16 protein-coding genes are annotated in these 16761 nt (G+C 72.2%); 11 read left to right on the forward strand and 5 right to left on the reverse strand.

Translation table 11 applies throughout. The features are described from left to right. The first annotated feature begins 7 nt into the window (after nt 1-7). Genes AB0C19_RS04835 through AB0C19_RS04860 form a run of 6 tightly spaced genes read left to right on the forward strand, consistent with a single transcriptional unit; the run spans nt 8 to nt 5605 of the window. Entirely contained in the window at nt 8-868 is an 861-nt protein-coding gene (locus AB0C19_RS04835) for an STAS domain-containing protein (protein WP_357179379.1), read from the forward strand. Next, nucleotides 868-1278 (forward strand): STAS domain-containing protein, encoded by a 411-nt coding sequence (locus AB0C19_RS04840; protein WP_334508955.1) that lies wholly within the window; start codon nt 868-870, stop codon nt 1276-1278. Before AB0C19_RS04835 ends, AB0C19_RS04840 begins: the two co-directional genes overlap by 1 nt. Next, nucleotides 1275-1694 (forward strand): anti-sigma regulatory factor, encoded by a 420-nt coding sequence (locus AB0C19_RS04845; protein WP_357179382.1) that lies wholly within the window; start codon nt 1275-1277, stop codon nt 1692-1694. Before AB0C19_RS04840 ends, AB0C19_RS04845 begins: the two co-directional genes overlap by 4 nt. Continuing rightward, on the forward strand, nt 1691-2704 hold the full coding sequence (locus AB0C19_RS04850; RefSeq protein WP_357179536.1) for a SpoIIE family protein phosphatase: 1014 nt from the start codon (nt 1691-1693) through the stop codon (nt 2702-2704). Before AB0C19_RS04845 ends, AB0C19_RS04850 begins: the two co-directional genes overlap by 4 nt. Before the next feature lie 32 nt (nt 2705-2736). Continuing rightward, entirely contained in the window at nt 2737-4062 is a 1326-nt protein-coding gene (locus AB0C19_RS04855; protein WP_357179539.1) for a sensor histidine kinase, read from the forward strand. A 13-nt stretch (nt 4063-4075) separates the two neighbouring features. Then, entirely contained in the window at nt 4076-5605 is a 1530-nt protein-coding gene (locus tag AB0C19_RS04860) for a SpoIIE family protein phosphatase (RefSeq protein WP_357179385.1), read from the forward strand. Between the two features lie 22 nt (nt 5606-5627). Here the strand turns inward: AB0C19_RS04860 and AB0C19_RS04865 are convergent, their stop codons facing one another. Next, nucleotides 5628-6455: an AraC family transcriptional regulator gene (locus AB0C19_RS04865; protein ID WP_357179388.1), complete on the reverse strand. Its 828-nt coding sequence runs from the start codon at nt 6453-6455 to the stop codon at nt 5628-5630. A gap of 31 nt (nt 6456-6486) precedes the next feature. Between AB0C19_RS04865 and AB0C19_RS04870 the strand changes: the two genes are divergently transcribed. The 4 genes from AB0C19_RS04870 to AB0C19_RS04885 all read left to right on the forward strand — a co-directional run bounded on the left by AB0C19_RS04870 (nt 6487) and on the right by AB0C19_RS04885 (nt 10047). After that, on the forward strand, nt 6487-7065 hold the full coding sequence (locus tag AB0C19_RS04870; RefSeq protein WP_357179390.1) for a TIGR03086 family metal-binding protein: 579 nt from the start codon (nt 6487-6489) through the stop codon (nt 7063-7065). Nucleotides 7066-7283: 218 nt separating this feature from the next. Further along, nucleotides 7284-7820, forward strand: coding sequence for a PadR family transcriptional regulator (locus AB0C19_RS04875; RefSeq protein ID WP_357179393.1), 537 nt, complete (start codon nt 7284-7286; stop codon nt 7818-7820). Beyond that, nucleotides 7817-8518 carry an ABC transporter ATP-binding protein gene (locus AB0C19_RS04880; protein ID WP_357179396.1) on the forward strand — a complete coding sequence of 234 codons (702 nt, stop codon included), beginning with the start codon at nt 7817-7819 and terminating at the stop codon, nt 8516-8518. Before AB0C19_RS04875 ends, AB0C19_RS04880 begins: the two co-directional genes overlap by 4 nt. Then, nucleotides 8515-10047 carry an FtsX-like permease family protein gene (locus tag AB0C19_RS04885; protein WP_357179399.1) on the forward strand — a complete coding sequence of 511 codons (1533 nt, stop codon included), beginning with the start codon at nt 8515-8517 and terminating at the stop codon, nt 10045-10047. Before AB0C19_RS04880 ends, AB0C19_RS04885 begins: the two co-directional genes overlap by 4 nt. Before the next feature lie 17 nt (nt 10048-10064). On the opposite strand, the gene AB0C19_RS04890 is transcribed toward AB0C19_RS04885, so the two are convergent. Continuing rightward, nucleotides 10065-10250, reverse strand: coding sequence for a hypothetical protein (locus tag AB0C19_RS04890; RefSeq protein ID WP_357179402.1), 186 nt, complete (start codon nt 10248-10250; stop codon nt 10065-10067). A 159-nt stretch (nt 10251-10409) separates the two neighbouring features. Next, nucleotides 10410-12506: a S9 family peptidase gene (locus tag AB0C19_RS04895; protein WP_357179405.1), complete on the reverse strand. Its 2097-nt coding sequence runs from the start codon at nt 12504-12506 to the stop codon at nt 10410-10412. 96 nt (nt 12507-12602) lie between these two features. Here AB0C19_RS04895 and AB0C19_RS04900 point away from each other — a divergent pair, with 96 nt between their 5' ends. Next, entirely contained in the window at nt 12603-13961 is a 1359-nt protein-coding gene (locus tag AB0C19_RS04900; protein ID WP_357179408.1) for an FAD-binding oxidoreductase, read from the forward strand. 52 nt (nt 13962-14013) lie between these two features. On the opposite strand, the gene AB0C19_RS04905 is transcribed toward AB0C19_RS04900, so the two are convergent. Together AB0C19_RS04905 and AB0C19_RS04910 are read right to left on the reverse strand one after the other, a co-directional pair. Further along, nucleotides 14014-14445, reverse strand: a complete 432-nt coding sequence (locus AB0C19_RS04905; protein ID WP_357179411.1) for a hypothetical protein — start codon at nt 14443-14445, stop codon at nt 14014-14016. 48 nt (nt 14446-14493) lie between these two features. Next, the gene (locus AB0C19_RS04910; RefSeq protein ID WP_357179414.1) at nt 14494-16566 is read right to left on the reverse strand and encodes a SpoIIE family protein phosphatase; all 2073 of its coding nucleotides are present in this window, start codon (nt 16564-16566) and stop codon (nt 14494-14496) included. Between the last annotated feature and the right edge of the window lie 195 nt (nt 16567-16761).

Here is a 16761-nt window from a genome sequence, read left to right on the forward strand (position 1 = left end):
GTTCGAAATGGCGTTGAGCACCGAAGAAAGTGGTCGGCTCGCCGCGCTGCTGAGCGGGCAGGACGAACGGGTCACGACTCGGTGGACCGAGATCGTCACCAGTTCGTTGCGAGGCCGGCTGAGCCAGGCGGAGCTGCGCCGACAGGTCCAGGACCTGCACCGCGCCATCGTCGCCACGGGCCAGCAGGGCACCATCGACCTGGCCGCCGACGGCGCCGCCGAGCTGCGTGCCGCGCTCTCCGAGCTGTCCCGTGGGCGGGCCCGGCAGGGCTTCTCCGCCACCGAGACCACGGTCAGCGTCTTCGCGCTGAAGGACGTGCTGGCCGAGTTGGTGCAGGAGGCCGGTGGCCCGAACGCGCTCGAGGACTACGTCGCCTTCTCGAAGCTGGTCGACGAGATGGGCCTGTTCACCTTCGAGAGCTTCGTCCGGACCCGGGAGAGCCTGATCGCCGATCAGGCCGAGCAGTTGCTCGAGCTCTCCACGCCGGTGGTCAAGCTCTGGGAGGGCGTCGTCGCCGTGCCGCTGGTCGGCACCCTCGACTCGGCCCGGGCCCAGGTCGTCATGGAGCGGCTGCTCCAGACCCTCGTCGACACCGGCTCGCCGTACGCGATCATCGACATCACCGGCGTACCGGCGGTGGACACCCAGGTCGCCCAGCACATCCTGAAGACCGTGGTGGCCGCCCGGCTGATGGGCGCCGACTGCATCATCTCCGGCATCCGTCCGCAGATCGCACAGACCATCGTGGCGCTCGGCATCGAGTTCGGCGACATCGCCACCAAGGCGAGCCTCGCCGACGCGCTGCGCCACGTGCTGCGACTCACCGGGGTGGAGACCGCCCGCCGCCAGCCGCGTCGGGCCGTCTGATGGAACGCGTACCGATCCTCAAGATCGGCGACATTCTGCTCGTCTCCATTCAGCTCGACATGTCCGACCAGACGGCGGTCCAGCTCCAGGAGGACCTGGCCGAGCGGATCGTTGACACCGGCTGCCACGGCGTCATCATCGACATCACCGCGCTGGACATCGTCGACTCCTTCGTCGGGCGGATGCTCTCCACCATCGCGTCGATCTCCAAGGTGCTGGACGCGGAGACGGTGGTGGTCGGCATGCGTCCGGCCGTCGCCATCACCCTTGTCGAACTCGGGCTGTCGCTGAACGGCATCCGTACCGCGCTGAACGTGGAGCGCGGCATGGAGCTGATCGCGGCGGCCCACGCCGACGAGCTCGACCACCAGCTCGACGACGATCCGGACGCCGAGACGGCCACGCCGTGACCGCGGGCATCGACCTGGGCCAGCCACAGGCGCAGTCGGTCCGCAGCGACGAGGACGTGGTGCGCGTCCGGCAGCTGGTCCGCGCCGTGGCGGTGGCCAGCAAGCTGTCCCTCGTCGACCAGACCAAGGTGGTCACCGCTGCGAGCGAGTTGGCCCGCAACACCCTGGTGTACGGCGGCGGCGGTTCGGTCGAGGTGACTGTCGTGGACAACGGCCGACGCAAGGGCGTGCAGATCGTGTTCGCCGACTCCGGGCCCGGCATCGCCGACCTGAACCTGGCGATGACCGACGGCTACACCAGCGGCGGTGGCCTCGGCCTCGGGCTCAGTGGATCACGACGCCTGGTCGACGAGTTCCAGATCGAGACGTCAGCGGAAACCGGCACGCGGATCACGGTCACCAAGTGGTCCAGGTGAACGCCGACGCGGTCACCGACAGTGGCATCTGGTTCCGGGTGGAGGCCAGCAGCGCCGCGAGTGCCGTGCGGCGTGCCGCCGAACGCCTCGGCGCGCAGGTGGAGATGGGCGAGGCGCGCATCGCCGACCTGGCCATCGTCGCCGCCGAGCTGACCAGCAACCTGGTCAAGCACGCCGACGACGGTGTCCTGCTGCTCCGGCCGGTACGCCGAGCCGGGCAGGCCGGGGTGGAGCTGATCGCCATCGACTCCGGGCCCGGCATGGCCGACCTGACCGTCTCGTCCCAGGACGGGCACTCCACCACCGGCACGCTCGGCATCGGTCTGGGCGCCATCGTCCGGCAGGCCAGCTGGTTCGACGGATACTCGCTGCCGGGCCGGGGCACCGTCCTCGCCGTGCAGGTCTGGCCGGCCGAGCCGGCTCGGCCGTCCTGGGCCGGCGCTCTCACCCGACCGCTGACCGGCGAGACGATCAGCGGCGACGGCTACGCCGTGCGGGTCGTCGACGGGCGGCACCAGGTGCTGGTCAGCGACGGGTTGGGGCACGGCCCGCTGGCCGGGGCCGCCACCGACGCCGCCTTGGCCGCGTTCCGCGACGCCCCGGCCGGCCCACCGGCGACGGTGGTCGGTCACCTGCACCGAAGCATGTCGCACACCCGGGGCGCCGCGCTCGCCGTCGGCGAGCTGATACCGGAGGCCGGCGTGCTGCACTACGCCGGCCTGGGCAACATCTCCGGCGTGGTCGTCGAGGGTGACGGCCGCCGTCGAGGGCTGGTGTCACTGCCCGGCATCGCCGGCCACCAACGGCCGACGATCCGGGAGTACGACTACCCGTTCGGTCCCGGCGCCCGGCTGGTGATGCACAGCGACGGGGTGGTCGACCGGTGGCGGATGACCGACTACCCGGGCCTGGCGGAGCGATCTCCGCTGGTCATGGCGGCGACCCTGCTCCGCGACGCCGGTGTACGACGTGACGACGCCTGCGTACTGGTCGCGAGGTCGTGGGCGTGAGCGGGGAGCCGGCAGCGCTGCCGCTGCTCCAGATGGCGCTGCGGGTCGAGCAGGACATCTTCGTGATCCGTCAGCGGGGGCGCGAGGTGGCCGCTGTGGTCGGCCTCGAACACCAGGACCAGGTGAGGATCGCCACCGCGCTCAGCGAGGTCGCCCGGGATCTGCTGCGGACAGTCGGCGGTGCCGATGTCTCCTTCCACGTCGACGCGGGTGCCGACGGCCGCTTCCACCTGCGCGCCGACCTGGCCCCGGTGTCCCCGCTGCCCGACGATCGCTACCAACCGCAGTCCGGCGCGGTGTCCCGACTGGTCGACACACTGAGCGTGTCGACCGTCGAGGGGGTTACGGTCGTACGGATGTCCCGACGAGTCCCGGCCAACGCGCCGACGCCGACCCCGGAGCGGCTGGCCGAGTTCCGTACCGAACTCGGCCGCACCGCGCCGGCCAGTGCGCTGGACGAGTTGACAGTGCAGAACGGGCAGCTCATCGCCGCACTCGACGAGGTACGCAGTCAGCGCGACGAGCTGGCCGTGCTGAACGAGGAGCTGGCCGAGACCAACCGCGGCGTGCTGGCGCTCTACAACCAGCTCACCGAGGAGTTGGAGGAGACCAACCGTGGCGTCGTCGCCCTCTACGCCGAGCTGGACGAGAAGTCGGCCCAACTCCGTGCGGCCAGTGAGTCGAAGAGCCGGTTCCTGGCCAATGTGAGCCACGAGCTGCGCGCCCCGGTCACCGCGATCATCGGCCTGGGGCGGCTGCTCACCGACTCCGCCTCCGACCCGCTCACCGACGAGCAGGGCCGCCAGATCGATCTGATCCGCTCGTCGGCGGCGGACCTGCTCAACCTGGTGAACGAACTCCTCGACCTGGCCAAGGCGGAGTCCGGCCGGATCGAGCCGGAGCTGGCCGCTGTCGACCTGCGGCCGGTCTTCGGTCAACTACGCGGCACCCTGCGCGCGCTGGCCACCCGCCCCGAGGTGGAGTTGGTAGTGGAGGAGCCGACCGGGCCGGCCCTGCTGCGCACCGACGAGGTGCTGCTCGGCCAGGTGCTGCGCAACCTGCTGCACAACGGGTTGAAGTTCACCGAGCGCGGCGAGGTGCGCCTGCGGGCCAGCCAACACGGCGACCGTTGGCAGTTCGAGGTCCGCGACACCGGGCCGGGCATCGCTCCCGAGCTGCACGACCGGATCTTCGAGGAGTTCTACCAGATCCCCGGTGCCACCCGGGTCGGCGGCACCGGCCTCGGTCTGCCGTACGCCCGGCGGTTGGTGACGCTGCTCGGCGGGTCACTGGAGCTGACCAGCGCGGCCGGCGAAGGCAGCACATTCACCGTCTCCCTACCCGTCGGCGGGGCGTGACGGCGTGGACGGCATGCCGACAACCATCCTGGTGGTCGACGACAGTCGTACCAAGCGTTACCTGCTGGTCAGCTGGTTGACCCGTTCCGGGTTCACGGTGCTGGAGGCCGAGAACGGCGCCGAGGCGTTGGCCCGGGTCGAGGTGGACCGGATCGACCTGGTGGTCCTCGACGTCCGGCTGCCCGACCTGAGCGGCTACGAGGTCTGCGAACAGATCAAGGCGCGGCACCCGGCGATGCCGGTGATCCACGTGTCGGCGCACGCAGTGGACGTGGCCGACCGCGCCCAGGGGCTGACCCGGGGTGCAGACGCGTACCTGACCGAGCCGATCGAGCCCGAGGAACTGATCGCCACCACCCGGGCGGTGCTGCGCTACTACCAGGCCCGGCAGCGCGCCGAACTGCTCGCCGAGCGGCTGCTCGGGTTGGCCGACACGACAGTCGCTGTGCACGCGGCACCGACCTTCGCGCGCCTGCTGGAGGCCGCCGCCGAGGGCGCCGCCCAGATCTTCAAGAGCCCGGCCGCGGTGATCGCCGAAACCTTCGACGGTGACTGCCTCGCGGGTGTCTGCGCCGGTCCCGGCGCGGTGGCCGCCGTCGTGCCCTGGGTCGTCGACGACACCGGGGTGCCCACCGGTGCCACGGTGCGAGTGGAGACCCCGGCGAACTGGGCGCTCGTCGACTGGCCGGTGGACGACACGGTGACCGTCGCCGCCGCCCGACTGCGCGAGGACCGGGCCCCGCTGTACGTGGTGGTCCCGACCGCCACCCAGACCGCGCGGACCCCGGTGCTCAAGCAGCTGGCTCAGGCGGTGGCGGCGGCCGTGGAGGGGCAGCGCTCGTTCGATGAGGAGCACCGGATCGCTGTCACCCTCCAACGCAGCCTGCTCCCGCGGGGGCTGCCCACAGTGGCCGGCCTCGACCTCGCTGTGCGCTACGAGCCGGCGAGCGCGCAGACCGAGGTGGGCGGCGACTTCTACGAGCTGGTGATGCTCGATGGGCACCTGCTGCTCGCGATCGGGGACGTCGCCGGCCACTCACTGCACGCGGCGACAGTGATGGCCGAGCTGCGGCACGCGGTGCGGGCGTACGCGGTCGAGGGCCACCAGCCCGGCGAGATCCTGCACCGGGTCAACGAGCTGATGCGGACACTGCTGCCGAACGAGGTGGCGACGCTCTGCGTACTGCTGATGCACCCGCCGACCGGACGGGTCCGGCTGGCCAGCGCCGGGCACCTTCCACCGCTGCTGATCCTGGACGGCAAGGTCGAGTTCGTGCAGCACTCCGCGCCGCTGCTCGGCGTCCGCGCCCCCCGTCCGGACGACCTGGAGTTCGTGGTGCCGGCCGGGGCCACGCTGGTCTTCTACACCGACGGGCTGATCGAGCGACGGGACGCCACCATCGACGAGGGGCTGGCCGCGCTGGCCGGGGTCGCCGCGACCGTCGACGGCGACCTGGACCAGTTCTGCGCCCGACTGCTGGTGGAACTGGCCCCACCGGAGATCCAGGACGACGTCGCAGTGGTCGTCCTGCGGCGTCGCTGATCTGTCAGCTCTGTCAGCTTCCTCAGTTCACCGAGCGGGCGTACGCGGCGGGGGACACCCCGGCCACGGCGGTGAAGTCACGGACCAGGTGAGCCTGGTCGCTGTAGCCGAGGTCGGCGGCGAGATCGGCCCAGCTCAGCGGGCCGCCGGCAGCCTGTTCGACAGCCTCCTGGAGCCGGTAGCGGCGGATCACCCACTTCGGCCCGACCCCCACGTACTCCACGAAGAGCCGCTGCAACCGGCGGACCGGAACGTCGTGCCGCGCGGCGAAGTCGTCGACGCGCAGCACCGTCCGGTCGGCACGGATCGCCTCGGCCAGTCGGACGGCCTCCTCGGCCATCGGGTCCGGCTCCGGCTGCCAGGCAACGAGGAGGGTGTCCAGCGCCCGGCAGCGCTCGTCGTCGCTGGCCGCCGAGGTGGGTGCTCCCGAATACGTGCCCGCGCCCACCGGGACGTCCGGGCGGGTCAGCCGGCCGGCGGGCAGCGGCACCCTACGGCCGGTCAGCTCACTGACCGCACGCCCCCAGAACGGGTGGAAGCCGCCGGGGCGGAACTGCACCCCGGACACCCTGCCGATGCCGCTGAGCGTGATCCGGAACAGGTCGCGGCCCACCCCGGCCACCTCGCCGGACTCGGGCCCGTCGTCGTCCCGTCGGAACACCACGTTCACCGCCGGGTGCGGCACGACCCGCTGCTCGAACGGCGCGCTCAACGCCCAGTCGATCAACCAGTAGTGCTCGACCCACTGACGCAGCGACTCCGCCGGCAGGTGTCGGCGGAAGCGCATCTCGCGCAGCAGGCGCCCAGGGTCGAGAATTCCCCGGCTGTCACCACGCGGTCGCTGTCGCATTTGTTCAAGACCACCCTCATACGCTGGCCCTATGTCCACTCAGACTAGCGAGCTGCTGGCGGCCGCCGCGCCGCGAACCGTCGATGTCGTACGGGGTATCTCCGACGACCAGCTGGACCTGCCCACCCCGTGCAGCGACTACCTGGTCCGTGATCTGCTCAATCACCTCTTCCAGGTGGTGGTCAACTTTCAGGACCTGGCCGAGAAGCGACAGGTGGAGTGGGCCGAGAAGCCCGACCACCTGGGCGACGGCTGGCGGGACCGATTCGAGGTGGAGACCGGCCGGTTGGTGACCGCCTGGTCGGACCCGTCCACCCTGGAGGGCGTGTCACCGGGCATGGGCATGCCGCAGCCCGTCATCGGCGGCATGGCCCTGCTGGACCTGACAGTGCACGGCTGGGATCTCGCTGTTGCCACCGGCCAGCCGTACCACCCGGTCCCGGAGGTGGTGGCGCGGCTGCACGAGCTGGTGGAGCAGTTGGGTCCCACCGCCCGCAAGATGGGCGTCTTCGCCGACCCCCTACCCACCCCCATCCCCGACCTGGCCCCCGACCTCACCCACCTCCTGACCCAAACCGGCCGAACCCCCACCTGGCCCCAAACCCCCTAACCCCCCACCCCCACCCCCACCCCCACCCCCACCCCCACCCCTCCCGCCCCACCTCGGTGATCAAGAGGTTTGCGTCAGATTCCGGCGCGTCGGTGACGCAAACCTCTTGATCAACCAGGTGGGCTGGGGTGGGTGGGGGTGGGGTGGGGTGGGGGTGGGGGTGGGGGTGGGGGAGGGGGTTGTTGACTTGGGTATTCGCTGGGTGAATAGTGGGCGGGGTGTCTACGCCGCACGTTCTGCTCGGGTTGCTCGCTGGGGGCAGCCGGCACGGGTATGAGCTGAAGCGTGCGCACGACGAGCGGCTGCCGCGGGCTCGGCCACTGGCCTTTGGCCAGGTCTACGCCACTCTCGGTCGTCTCGAACGCGACGGGCTGGTGGCTGCCGCCGGCCAGGACCGGGTGGGCGGGCCGGATCGCACCGCGTACGCGCTGACCGACCAGGGGCGGGTCACGCTGGACCAGTGGCTGTCCACCGTGGAAGCGCCCATGCCGTACGTGGCCAGCACCCTCTTCGCCAAGGTAGTGGTGGCGCTGCTGGTCGCCGACGTCGATCGGGCCCGGTCGTACCTGATCGCCCAGCGGGCCGCGCACACCGCACGGCTGCGGGAGCTGACCGCGGTCAAGGCCGATCAGGCCGCCACTCTCAGCGACGTGGTCGCTGCCGATTTCGCTATCGCCCACCTCGACGCGGATCTGCGGTGGCTGCACGCCACCCTGGGCCGGGTCGCCGACTGGCACCGGGAGGTGCATCCGTGACGCAACTCCAGGCTCGCGGCGTGGTTCGGGCGTATGGCCCGACGCCCGCACTGCGCGGCGTGACGCTCGACGTGACGGAGGGCGAGATCGTCGCCGTGACCGGGCCGAGCGGCTGCGGCAAGTCGACCCTGCTGCACTGCCTGGCCGGGATTCTCCGGCCGGATGCCGGCGAGGTCACCTGGCGTGGGCACCGCATCGACACCTGGTCGGAGGCGGCCCGGTCCCGGCTAAGGCGCACCGAGTTCGGGGTGCTGTTCCAGTTCGGTCAGCTGGTGGCCGAGTTGACCGCCGCCGAGAACGTCGCCCTGCCCCTGCTCCTCGCCGGCACGGGGCGGCGAGAGGCACGGACGGCGGCGTTCACCTGGCTGGAACGGTTCGGGGTGGCCGAGGTGGCCGACGTCCGGCCGGGTGAGATGTCCGGGGGTCAGCAGCAGCGTTGCGCCACGGCGCGGGCGCTGGTGACCGAGCCTCGGGTGCTCTTCGCCGACGAGCCGACCGGCGCACTGGACACGCTCACCGGCGAGCAGGTCCTCACCCAACTGGTCCGGCTCGCCCGCGAGCAGCGCACCGCCGTCGTACTTGTCACCCACGAGCCGCGGATCGCCGCGTACGCGGATCGGGAGATCGTGCTGCGTGACGGCCTGGTGGACCACACCGGCCTGGGGCTCGACGTGCCGTTGGCCGGCGGCGCCCGGTGAGACCGGCGACGCTGCTCCGCCTCGCGCTCGCCGGCACCCGCACCGACACCGCCCGGGTGGTGCTCACCGCGCTCAGCGCCCTGCTCGCGACAGTGGCCGGGCTCGCAGCGTTCACCGTGTTGGCCATCCCGACTCCCGCCGCGACGGACGGGAACCAGAACAGGTGGTCGGAGCAGTATCACAACGCGCTGTTGGTGGAGCCGGGGTTGCGCGGCGGCACGGCGTTCGCACTGCTGATGCTGATGGTCCCGGTGCTGGCGCTGGCCGGTCAGTGCGCCCGGCTCGGCGCGCCGGCACGGGACCGCCGGTTGGCCGCGCTCCGGTTGGCCGGCGCCACGCCCGGGCAGGTCACCCGGCTGGTGGTGCTGGAGACCGGCGTGGCCGCCCTGCTCGGCACGCTCGTCGGGCTGGGTGTCTATCTGGTCGGCCGCGATCTGCTGCACCGCCCGGACGCGCAGGGTCAACTGGCCCTGCCCACCGACGTGCTGCCGTCGACTGGCGCGCTGGCCGGCGTGGTGCTCGGTCTGCCGGTCGTCGCGGCGCTGGCCACCGCCCTGATGCTGCGTACTGTCACCACCAGTCCGCTCGGGGTGACTCGCAAGGCGGCCCGCGAGCGCGGACCAGGCCCGTGGGCGGGGCTGCTGATCGGGGCCGGCGTGGTCTCGATCGCGGGGATCCGCCCGGCGATCCAACGGTTCTCCGGCGACGCGGAGGTGGTGGCCTGGCTGGTGCCGCTGCTGTTGGCGGCGGGTGCGTTCGCGGCGATGATCGGGGTGGTGCTCGGCGCCGGCTGGATCTCGTACCACTGCGGGCGGTTGTTGCGTCGGCACGCCCGCCGTGCCCCGGCCCTGCTCGCGGCGGGCCGGCTGATGGCCGACCCGTGGGCGGGCAGCCGTACCTTCGCGGCGTTGCTCGCCGCCCTGATCTTCGGCGCCGGCGCAGCTGCGTTGCGCGCCCAGTTCGCCGCGCAGGACCAGCTCGACCGCGAGCGGAACCTGCTCGTCGGGGCGGACGCAGGTGGCTCCTCGTTCTACCTGGACACCATGGATCTGGTCGACACCGCAGTCGCGGTGGCCATCCTGATCGCGGCGGGCGGGCTGATGGTCGCGCTGGTCGAGGGGATCGTCGCCCGTCGACGTGCGTACGCCGCGTTGGTCGCCACCGGGGTGCCCCGCGCCACGCTGAGCCGCTCGGTGGCCTGGCAGGCGTTGGCGCCGGCCGTGCCGGCGATCCTGCTCGCGCTCACAGTGGGCACGCTGCTCGGTCGTGGGCTCTTTCCCGGAGCCGTGGCGGGTGTGTCGTCGATGGAGTCCTGCACCGCCACGGCGGCGCTCTGTGCCGATCCGGCCACCCGCGGGCAGTACACCCAGATCGTCCACCTACCCGAGGTCCAGCGGGTTCCTGCCGTACCCCTGGAGCACCTGGCCTGGCTCGGTGCCGGCGCGTTGGTAGCGGTGCTGGTGACGGTCGGTGTCGGCCTGCTCTTCCTGCGCTCCAGCACCGCCCTGGACGAGCTGCGCACGACCTGAACCGAGGGCGGGCCAGGTCAGGCGCCGAGCAGGCCGGAGGAGAGTGCGATGAGGGTGCCGACCACTGCCGAACAGCAGCAGACCAGCAGGCCGGCGACCACCGCGAGGATCAGCCAGACCCGGCGGTCCCGCGCCACCGCTGCCACGCTCGGTCGGCGGACGTCCTCGGCGGCTCCGCCGTCACCATCCGTAGCCCCGGTCACAGCGGAAGTCTAGGCCGGGACATCGGCCGCGACCTGGAAAGGCCAGGCCGCGCGTGAACGACCCGGCCATGATCGCGCCCGATCACGGAAGTAGTTGCCTCCCCGAGCCGCCGAGGGGACTACTCCCACCACCGAGCGCGATCATGTCGACCCGACGGGTCAGGCGTGGCCGATGCGGTCCAGGATCCAGGCGTTGATGAACGCCTCCTCGCGCCACGAGTCGTAGCGACCGCTCGGGCCGCCGTGCCCGGCACCCATCTCGGTCTTCAGCAGGTAGTCGCCGCTCGGGGCCACCGCCCGCAGCCGGGCGATCCACTTCGCCGGCTCCGAATAGAGCACCCGGGTGTCATTGAGGCTGGTCACCGCGAGGATCGCGGGATAGTCCACGGCGGCCACGTTCTCGTACGGCGTGTAGGACTTCATGTACGCGTACACCTCGGGGTCGTCGAGAGGGTTGCCCCACTCCTCCCACTCGGTGACGGTCAGCGGCAGCGACGGGTCGAGGATCGACGTGAGCGCGTCCACGAACGGCACCTGCGCCACGATCCCGGTGAACGCGTCCGGCGCGAGGTTGGCCACCGCGCCCATCAGCAGGCCACCGGCCGAGGCACCTCGGGCGACCAACCGGTCGCTGGCAGTCCAGCCTGCCTTGACGAGATGCTGGGCGCACGCCACGAAGTCGGTGAAGGTGTTCTTCTTGGCCAGCAGCTTGCCCTGGTCGTACCACCGTCGGCCCAGCTCACCGCCGCCCCGGATGTGCGCCACAGCGAAGACAACGCCCCGGTCCAGCAGGGACAGTCGGGCCACCGAGAACCACGGGTCCATGCTGGCCTCGTACGAGCCGTAGCCGTACAGCTCGCAGGGCGCCGAACCGTCCCTTGGGGTGCCCACGCGGCAGACAAGTGAGATCGGCACCCGGGTGCCGTCGTCGGCGAGCGCCCAGTCGCGGTGCTGCTCGTACTCGGCCGGGTCGTACGGTCGCCCGTCCGGCCCGGGCAGCACGGGCTTCTGCTTGAGCAGCACCATCTGCCGGGTGACCAGGTCGTAGTCGTACACCGAGTCGGGGGTGATCAGCGAGGAGTAGCGCAACCGGACCTGGCCGGTGCGGTACTCCGGGTTGGCGTCCAACCCGACGCTGTACAGCGGCTCGGGGAAGTCGATGTCGTACCCGTCGTCACTGCCCACCGGCAGCACCCGCAGCCCGGTGAGCCCGTCGGTGCGCAGCGACACCACCAGGTGGTTCGCGAAGGCGTCGACGGCCTCCAGCCGGGTTCCGGGGGTGTGCTCGATCAACGGCACCCAGTCGCCCGGTACGTCCGCCGAGGTGAACGCCAGCGCGAAGTCCTCAGCGCCGTCGTTGTGCAGGATCAGGAAGCGGTGGCCGTGGTGCTCCACAGTGTATTCGACGCCCTGCCGGCGGGCGGCGATCACGGCCGGCGCGCCGGTCGGGTTGCCGGCGGGGATCACCAGCACCTCGCTGGTCACCTTGCTGTGCACGTCGATGAGGATGAACTTCTCCGACCGGGTCAGCTCCACCCCCACCCAGAACCGCTCGTCGTCCTCCTGGTGGACCACCACGTCGTCGGCGGCCGCCGAGCCGATGGTGTGCCGCCAGACGCGGTTCGGCCGCCAGGCGTCGTCCACCGTCACGTAGAACAGCACCGAGGCGTCCGACGACCAGGCGGTGCCGTAGAACGTGTCCGGCACCTCGTCCGGCAGCAGCTCGCCGGTGGTCAGGTCCTTCACCCGCAGGGTGAAGCGCTCGTCACCGGAGAAGTCGGTGGAGTAGGCCAGCCAGCGACCGTCCGGGCTGACGTCGAACGCGCCGAGCGAGAAGAAGTCGTGCCCCTCGGCCAGCAGGTTGCCGTCGAGCAGCACCTCCTCGCCGTCGAGCGGGGCGCCGTCGGTGCTGACCGGCGGGTCGGTCTCACCGTCGCGGACCGCCCGGCGGCACTGCACCCCGTACTGCTGCCCCTCGACCGTGCGGGTGTAGTACCAGTGTCCGCCCTTGCGGGTCGGCACGGACAGGTCGGTCTCCTGGGTGCGTCGGCGAGTCTCCTCGAACAGGTCGGCGCGCAGGTCGGCCAGGTGTGCCGTACGCGCGTCGGTGTACTCGTTCTCGGCGGTCAGGTAGGCGATCGTCTCCGGGTCGTCCTTGGCGGCGAGCCAGGCGTACTCGTCGACGACTGTGTCGCCGTGGTGGGTGCGCTCGCTGGGCACCCGCTTCGCCGCGGGCGGGGCAGTCTCGGTGGTCACGGCGGCCACGTTACCGGCCGGCAGGCGCAGCGCGCCGGACCAGCGGCATCCCGATACTCCCCACCACGTCTTTCGAACACATGTACGATAGCCGGCATGGCGGCAGCAGCGAGTTCCCTCGGCCGGTCCGGAGCCCTCGAGATCACCCGGCGGTTGGCGGCGATCTGCGGTCCACCGTTCTCCCGGCTGGCCGGGCCCGCCGACGAGGTGGCGGGGCGACCGGCGCGCTGGGTGGCCGTCCCGGGCGGCCCACACGCCGCCGCCGAGGTGCTGCGACTGGCCGCCGTGCACGATCTGGCGGTGGTGCCCCGAGGTGCGGGCACGAAGATCGACTGGGGTGCCGCCCCCGTTCAGGTCGACATCCTGCTCGACACCGGCCGGCTGGCCGGCATCGGTCACGAGCCGGTCGATCCACTGGTGACCGACGTGGGGGCCGGCACCCCACTGCGGGCGGTGCAGGCCACCCTGGAGCGCACCGGGCAGCGGCTCGCGATGGACGCCCCCTCGCCCGGCGCGACAGTGGGCGGCGTGCTCGCCGCCGGCGAGGCCGGCCCGCTGCGCCACCGCCACGGCAGCCCCTGCGACCAACTGCTCGGTGTGCGTTACCTCGCCGCCGACGGCGAGTTGATCAGCGTCGGCGGTGGCGCGCCCGGGCTCGACCTGGCCCGCCTGCTCTGCGGCTCCCAGGGCGCGCTCGGCGTGCTGGTGTCGGCGAGCCTGCGGGTGCAGCCGGTGCCGGCGAGCAGGCTCTGGGTGTCCCGCCCGGTGTGGACGCCGTTGGAGGTGCACGACCTGGTCCGGACGATCCTCGCCGCTCGGCTGGAGCCGTCGGCCATCGAGCTGGACCTGCCCGGAGGCACCCCCCGCCCCCGTACGCCGTACCCGCCCGGTCACCCGGCGGCCACCGCTCGGGAACGTCATCCGTCGATGTCCGGCCGGGCCGGTGCCCCGTCCCGGGCCGGCAGCCTGGTGGTCCTTCTGGAAGGTGGCCCCGCCGACGTCACCGAGCGCGCCGAGCGGCTGGTCGGTCTGCTGCACGGGGAGGCGACGATCGCCCACTCCGCGCCGACGTGGTGGCGGCGCTACCCGTTCGCGCCCGGTGACACGGCGCTGCGCTTGGAGGTGCCGATCGGCGACCTGCACGCCGCCGTCTACGCGCTACGCGACGCGGCCGGAGCGCCGGTGCCGGTGCGCGGGTCCGCCGGGCTGGGCGTGGTGCACGCGGCACTGCCCGGGGCGCTGGCGGCCGATCGGGTGGCGTCCATCCTGGCCGCCGTGCGCGGGGTGCTGCTGGCCCGGGAGGGCCGCTGCGTGGTGGTCTCCGCTCCGGCGGCGGTCCGTCAGGCGGTCGACCTCTGGGGCGAGCTGGCCGGCCTGGCCCAGCTGCGGGCCGCGAAGCGGCACCTGGATCCGGAGCACCGGCTCGCGCCCGGGCGACTCCCCGGCGGCCTGTGAGGCCGGGCCGGCATTGTGAGCCGTCGGCCGGGCCGGTGCGGCTCGGCCGAGATCAGTCCATCCACCACCGGTGCATGTCCAGCAGCGGCGGGGTGAAACGGGTCACCAGCACCAGCAGACCGCCTATTGCGCCGGCAAGCAGCAGTGACCGGGTCGCCCGGGGTAGGGCAGCGCGCTCCCGGGCGGCCAACGCCACAGCGACGATCGCCAACGGCAGCGCGAGCACCGCACCCACCACATAGAGCATCCCGACCACGGCATAGAGCCAGAGGAACGGGTTCAGCCCAGCCATCCCGAACGGGATCATGTCCTTCGGGTCGTAAGCGCCGGTCAGCATCTCGGTCGGGCCGACGCCGGCGCTCGTCATCCGACCGACGTAGAGCAGCAGCACGGCGAAAAACTCGCCGATGGTGGCGAACTGCGCGACGATCAGGGCCCGGACCGCCGGCCGGGAGTACGACGTGACCTGCGCGACGCTCGTCATGGCCGTCAATCTACCGAGTGCACCCGGCAGCCGGGGGCCGCGCTGCGGTCAGGGCGCGTCGTTGCGGAGCACCAGAATGGCGATGTCGTCCCGGGGCGGCTCGACCGAGAAGTTGATCGCTGCGGCGCGCAGCCGGGCGGCCACCACGTCGGCCGAGTATCCGGCCAGGGGCGCTGCGGCGTCCCGCAGTCGGTCGGTGCCGAACAACTCCCGGCCGCGCCGCCGCTCGGTGACGCCATCGGTGTAGAAGATCAGCGCATCGCCTGGCGCGAGCGTGATCTCCGCCGTCGGCGAGGTGATCGTGTCGAGCAGGCCGAGCGCGGTGCCGCCGGTGCCGACGAACTCGGCGCCGCCAGCCGCGGCGAGCAGCACCGGTCGGTCGTGCCCGGCGAGGTGCAGCGAGACGTCCAACTGGTCACCCTCGCCCTGCCCGACCGCTGCCAGCGCCAGCGTGCAGTAGCGACCGCCACCGCGCTCGACAAGTGTCTCGTTGAGCCGCGCCAGCGCCTCCGGTAACGGTTTGCCGTCGCCGACCAGCACCCGGATCACGTCCCGGACCAGCCCGGTCACCGCGGCGGCCTGGACACCCTTGCCCGAGACGTCACCGATCACCACCAGCCAGCGCCCGTCGGGCAGCGGCACCACGTCGTAGAAGTCGCCGCCCACCTCGGCGTCGTCGCCGGTCGGGACGTACTCGGCGGCGAAACCGATCCCGTCCACCAGCGGCAGCACCGGCGGCAGCAGGGACTGCTGGAGCGTCTGCGCCACCCGACGGCGTTCGGCGTGGATCCGGGCGTTCTCGATGGCCAGCGCGGCCCGCCGGGCCACGTCCTCCAACACTGCCACCTCGTCCGGGTCGTGCCGGTGCCGCTGGTGCCGCCCCACCGCCAGGGTCCCGAGCCGCTGCCCGCGGGCGATCAGCGGGACGGCGAACCCCTCCATCGGCCCGCCCAGGGGGATCTGCGCCGCGTTGCGGGACGCCTCGCGCAGGCGGGCCTGGATCGAGTCGGGCCCGGTCTCCGCCAGCACCTTGTGCAACTGCGGAAGCATCGACTCGTCGGCGTGGCTGGCCGCTGCCAGCCGGAGCCGACCCCACTCGTCGGTGGTGTGCACCGCGCACCACTGGCCGAGTCGCGGCACCACCAACTGCGGCACCAGCGCCATGGTCAGGTCGACGTCGAGCGACTGGGCCAGCAGTTCGCTCGCCTCGGCAAGGAACGTCAGCCACACCTGCCGGCGGACGTCGGCCCGGCGCAGCCGGTCGTTCTCCAGGTGCAGCGACAGCCGCTCGGCGGTGAGCACCGCCAACGGTTGGGCGTACGCCGACGGCGCCGCGTCCAACTCCAACTCCCCGGCGTACGGGCGGTGCACGGTCAGTGGCACCCGGAGCAGGTCGCTGCCGGGGCGGGGCGGCCGACCGAAGCGGGCCAGAACCTGGCGGCCCTGCCCGTCGCCCCGGTCCAGGCGGATCGTGCCGCCGGCTGCGCCCACCATCTCGGCGACCCGGCTGAGCAGGCTTGTGGCGAAGTCGGGCAGCGGGTCGTCTCCGTACAGGTCGGGGGTGGTCTGCATGAGTTCGCTCATCGCGCTGGCGCTCGGCGCGGACCCGTCGGTGCTCGTCCGGGGGCCGGCGTTGGCCGGTGTCGATTCGCCGATGCTCCCCCCGGAGGGCGGGTCGGCGCCGGGGCGGTCCAGCCGGAACCAGACGCCCTTTCCGGTGGGCAGGTACGTGGTGCCCCAGCGGCTGGCGAAGTGGTCGACCAGCAACAGGCCCCGGCCCCGCACGGAGACCTCGTTGATCTCGGTGGAGTCGTTGCGGTCGCCGACGGTCAGCTCGTCGCCGGAACCGGGGGCGAAGTCGGAGACGGTGACGGTCAGCCCGATCTCGTCCGCGACGACCTCGATGTCCAGTTCGGTGCGGGCGTGTTCGACGGCGTTTGTGGTCAGCTCGGTGGTGAGCAGCAGCGCCTCGTTGGCCAGCTCGTCCAGGTGTGACTCGGTCAACACGGAGCGGACCACGGCGCGGGCGGCGGCAGGCGTACGGCGGTCGGCGGGCAGCCGGACACGCCGGACGGCCCCGTCCCGGGCCCCGGCCGTCGCGGCCCCCGCCTCGGCTGACACCCCCGTATCCTCCACCGTCCCCCTGCCGGGTGCCAAGCCGATCACCAATCGCGGGCTGTCGCGTCGGTCAGCGGCACCGGCGGCAGCGAGCGGGTTGACGCGTCGAAACGACCGGTGCGGGAGCCGGGCGAGGTTTGCGGCGAGCCGTGCCGGCTCGACGCCGATCGGGCGGGTCGACGCGCGATCGATGCCACC

Source organism: Micromonospora sp. NPDC048842, from assembly GCF_040649935.1.
GTDB lineage: Bacteria > Actinomycetota > Actinomycetes > Mycobacteriales > Micromonosporaceae > Micromonospora > Micromonospora hortensis.

Excerpts from the sequence above, each read along its gene's own strand:
- AB0C19_RS04835 (WP_357179379.1), top strand. The coding sequence starts at position 8 with ATGGCGTTGAGCACCGAAGAAAGTGGTCGGCTCGCCGCGCTGCTGAGC.
- AB0C19_RS04840 (WP_334508955.1), top strand. The coding sequence starts at position 868 with ATGGAACGCGTACCGATCCTCAAGATCGGCGACATTCTGCTCGTCTCC.
- AB0C19_RS04855 (WP_357179539.1), top strand. The coding sequence starts at position 2,737 with ATGGCGCTGCGGGTCGAGCAGGACATCTTCGTGATCCGTCAGCGGGGG.
- AB0C19_RS04860 (WP_357179385.1), top strand. The coding sequence starts at position 4,076 with ATGCCGACAACCATCCTGGTGGTCGACGACAGTCGTACCAAGCGTTAC.
- AB0C19_RS04865 (WP_357179388.1), bottom strand. The coding sequence starts at position 6,455 with ATGCGACAGCGACCGCGTGGTGACAGCCGGGGAATTCTCGACCCTGGG.
- AB0C19_RS04870 (WP_357179390.1), top strand. The coding sequence starts at position 6,487 with ATGTCCACTCAGACTAGCGAGCTGCTGGCGGCCGCCGCGCCGCGAACC.
- AB0C19_RS04900 (WP_357179408.1), top strand. The coding sequence starts at position 12,603 with ATGGCGGCAGCAGCGAGTTCCCTCGGCCGGTCCGGAGCCCTCGAGATC.
- AB0C19_RS04905 (WP_357179411.1), bottom strand. The coding sequence starts at position 14,445 with ATGACGAGCGTCGCGCAGGTCACGTCGTACTCCCGGCCGGCGGTCCGG.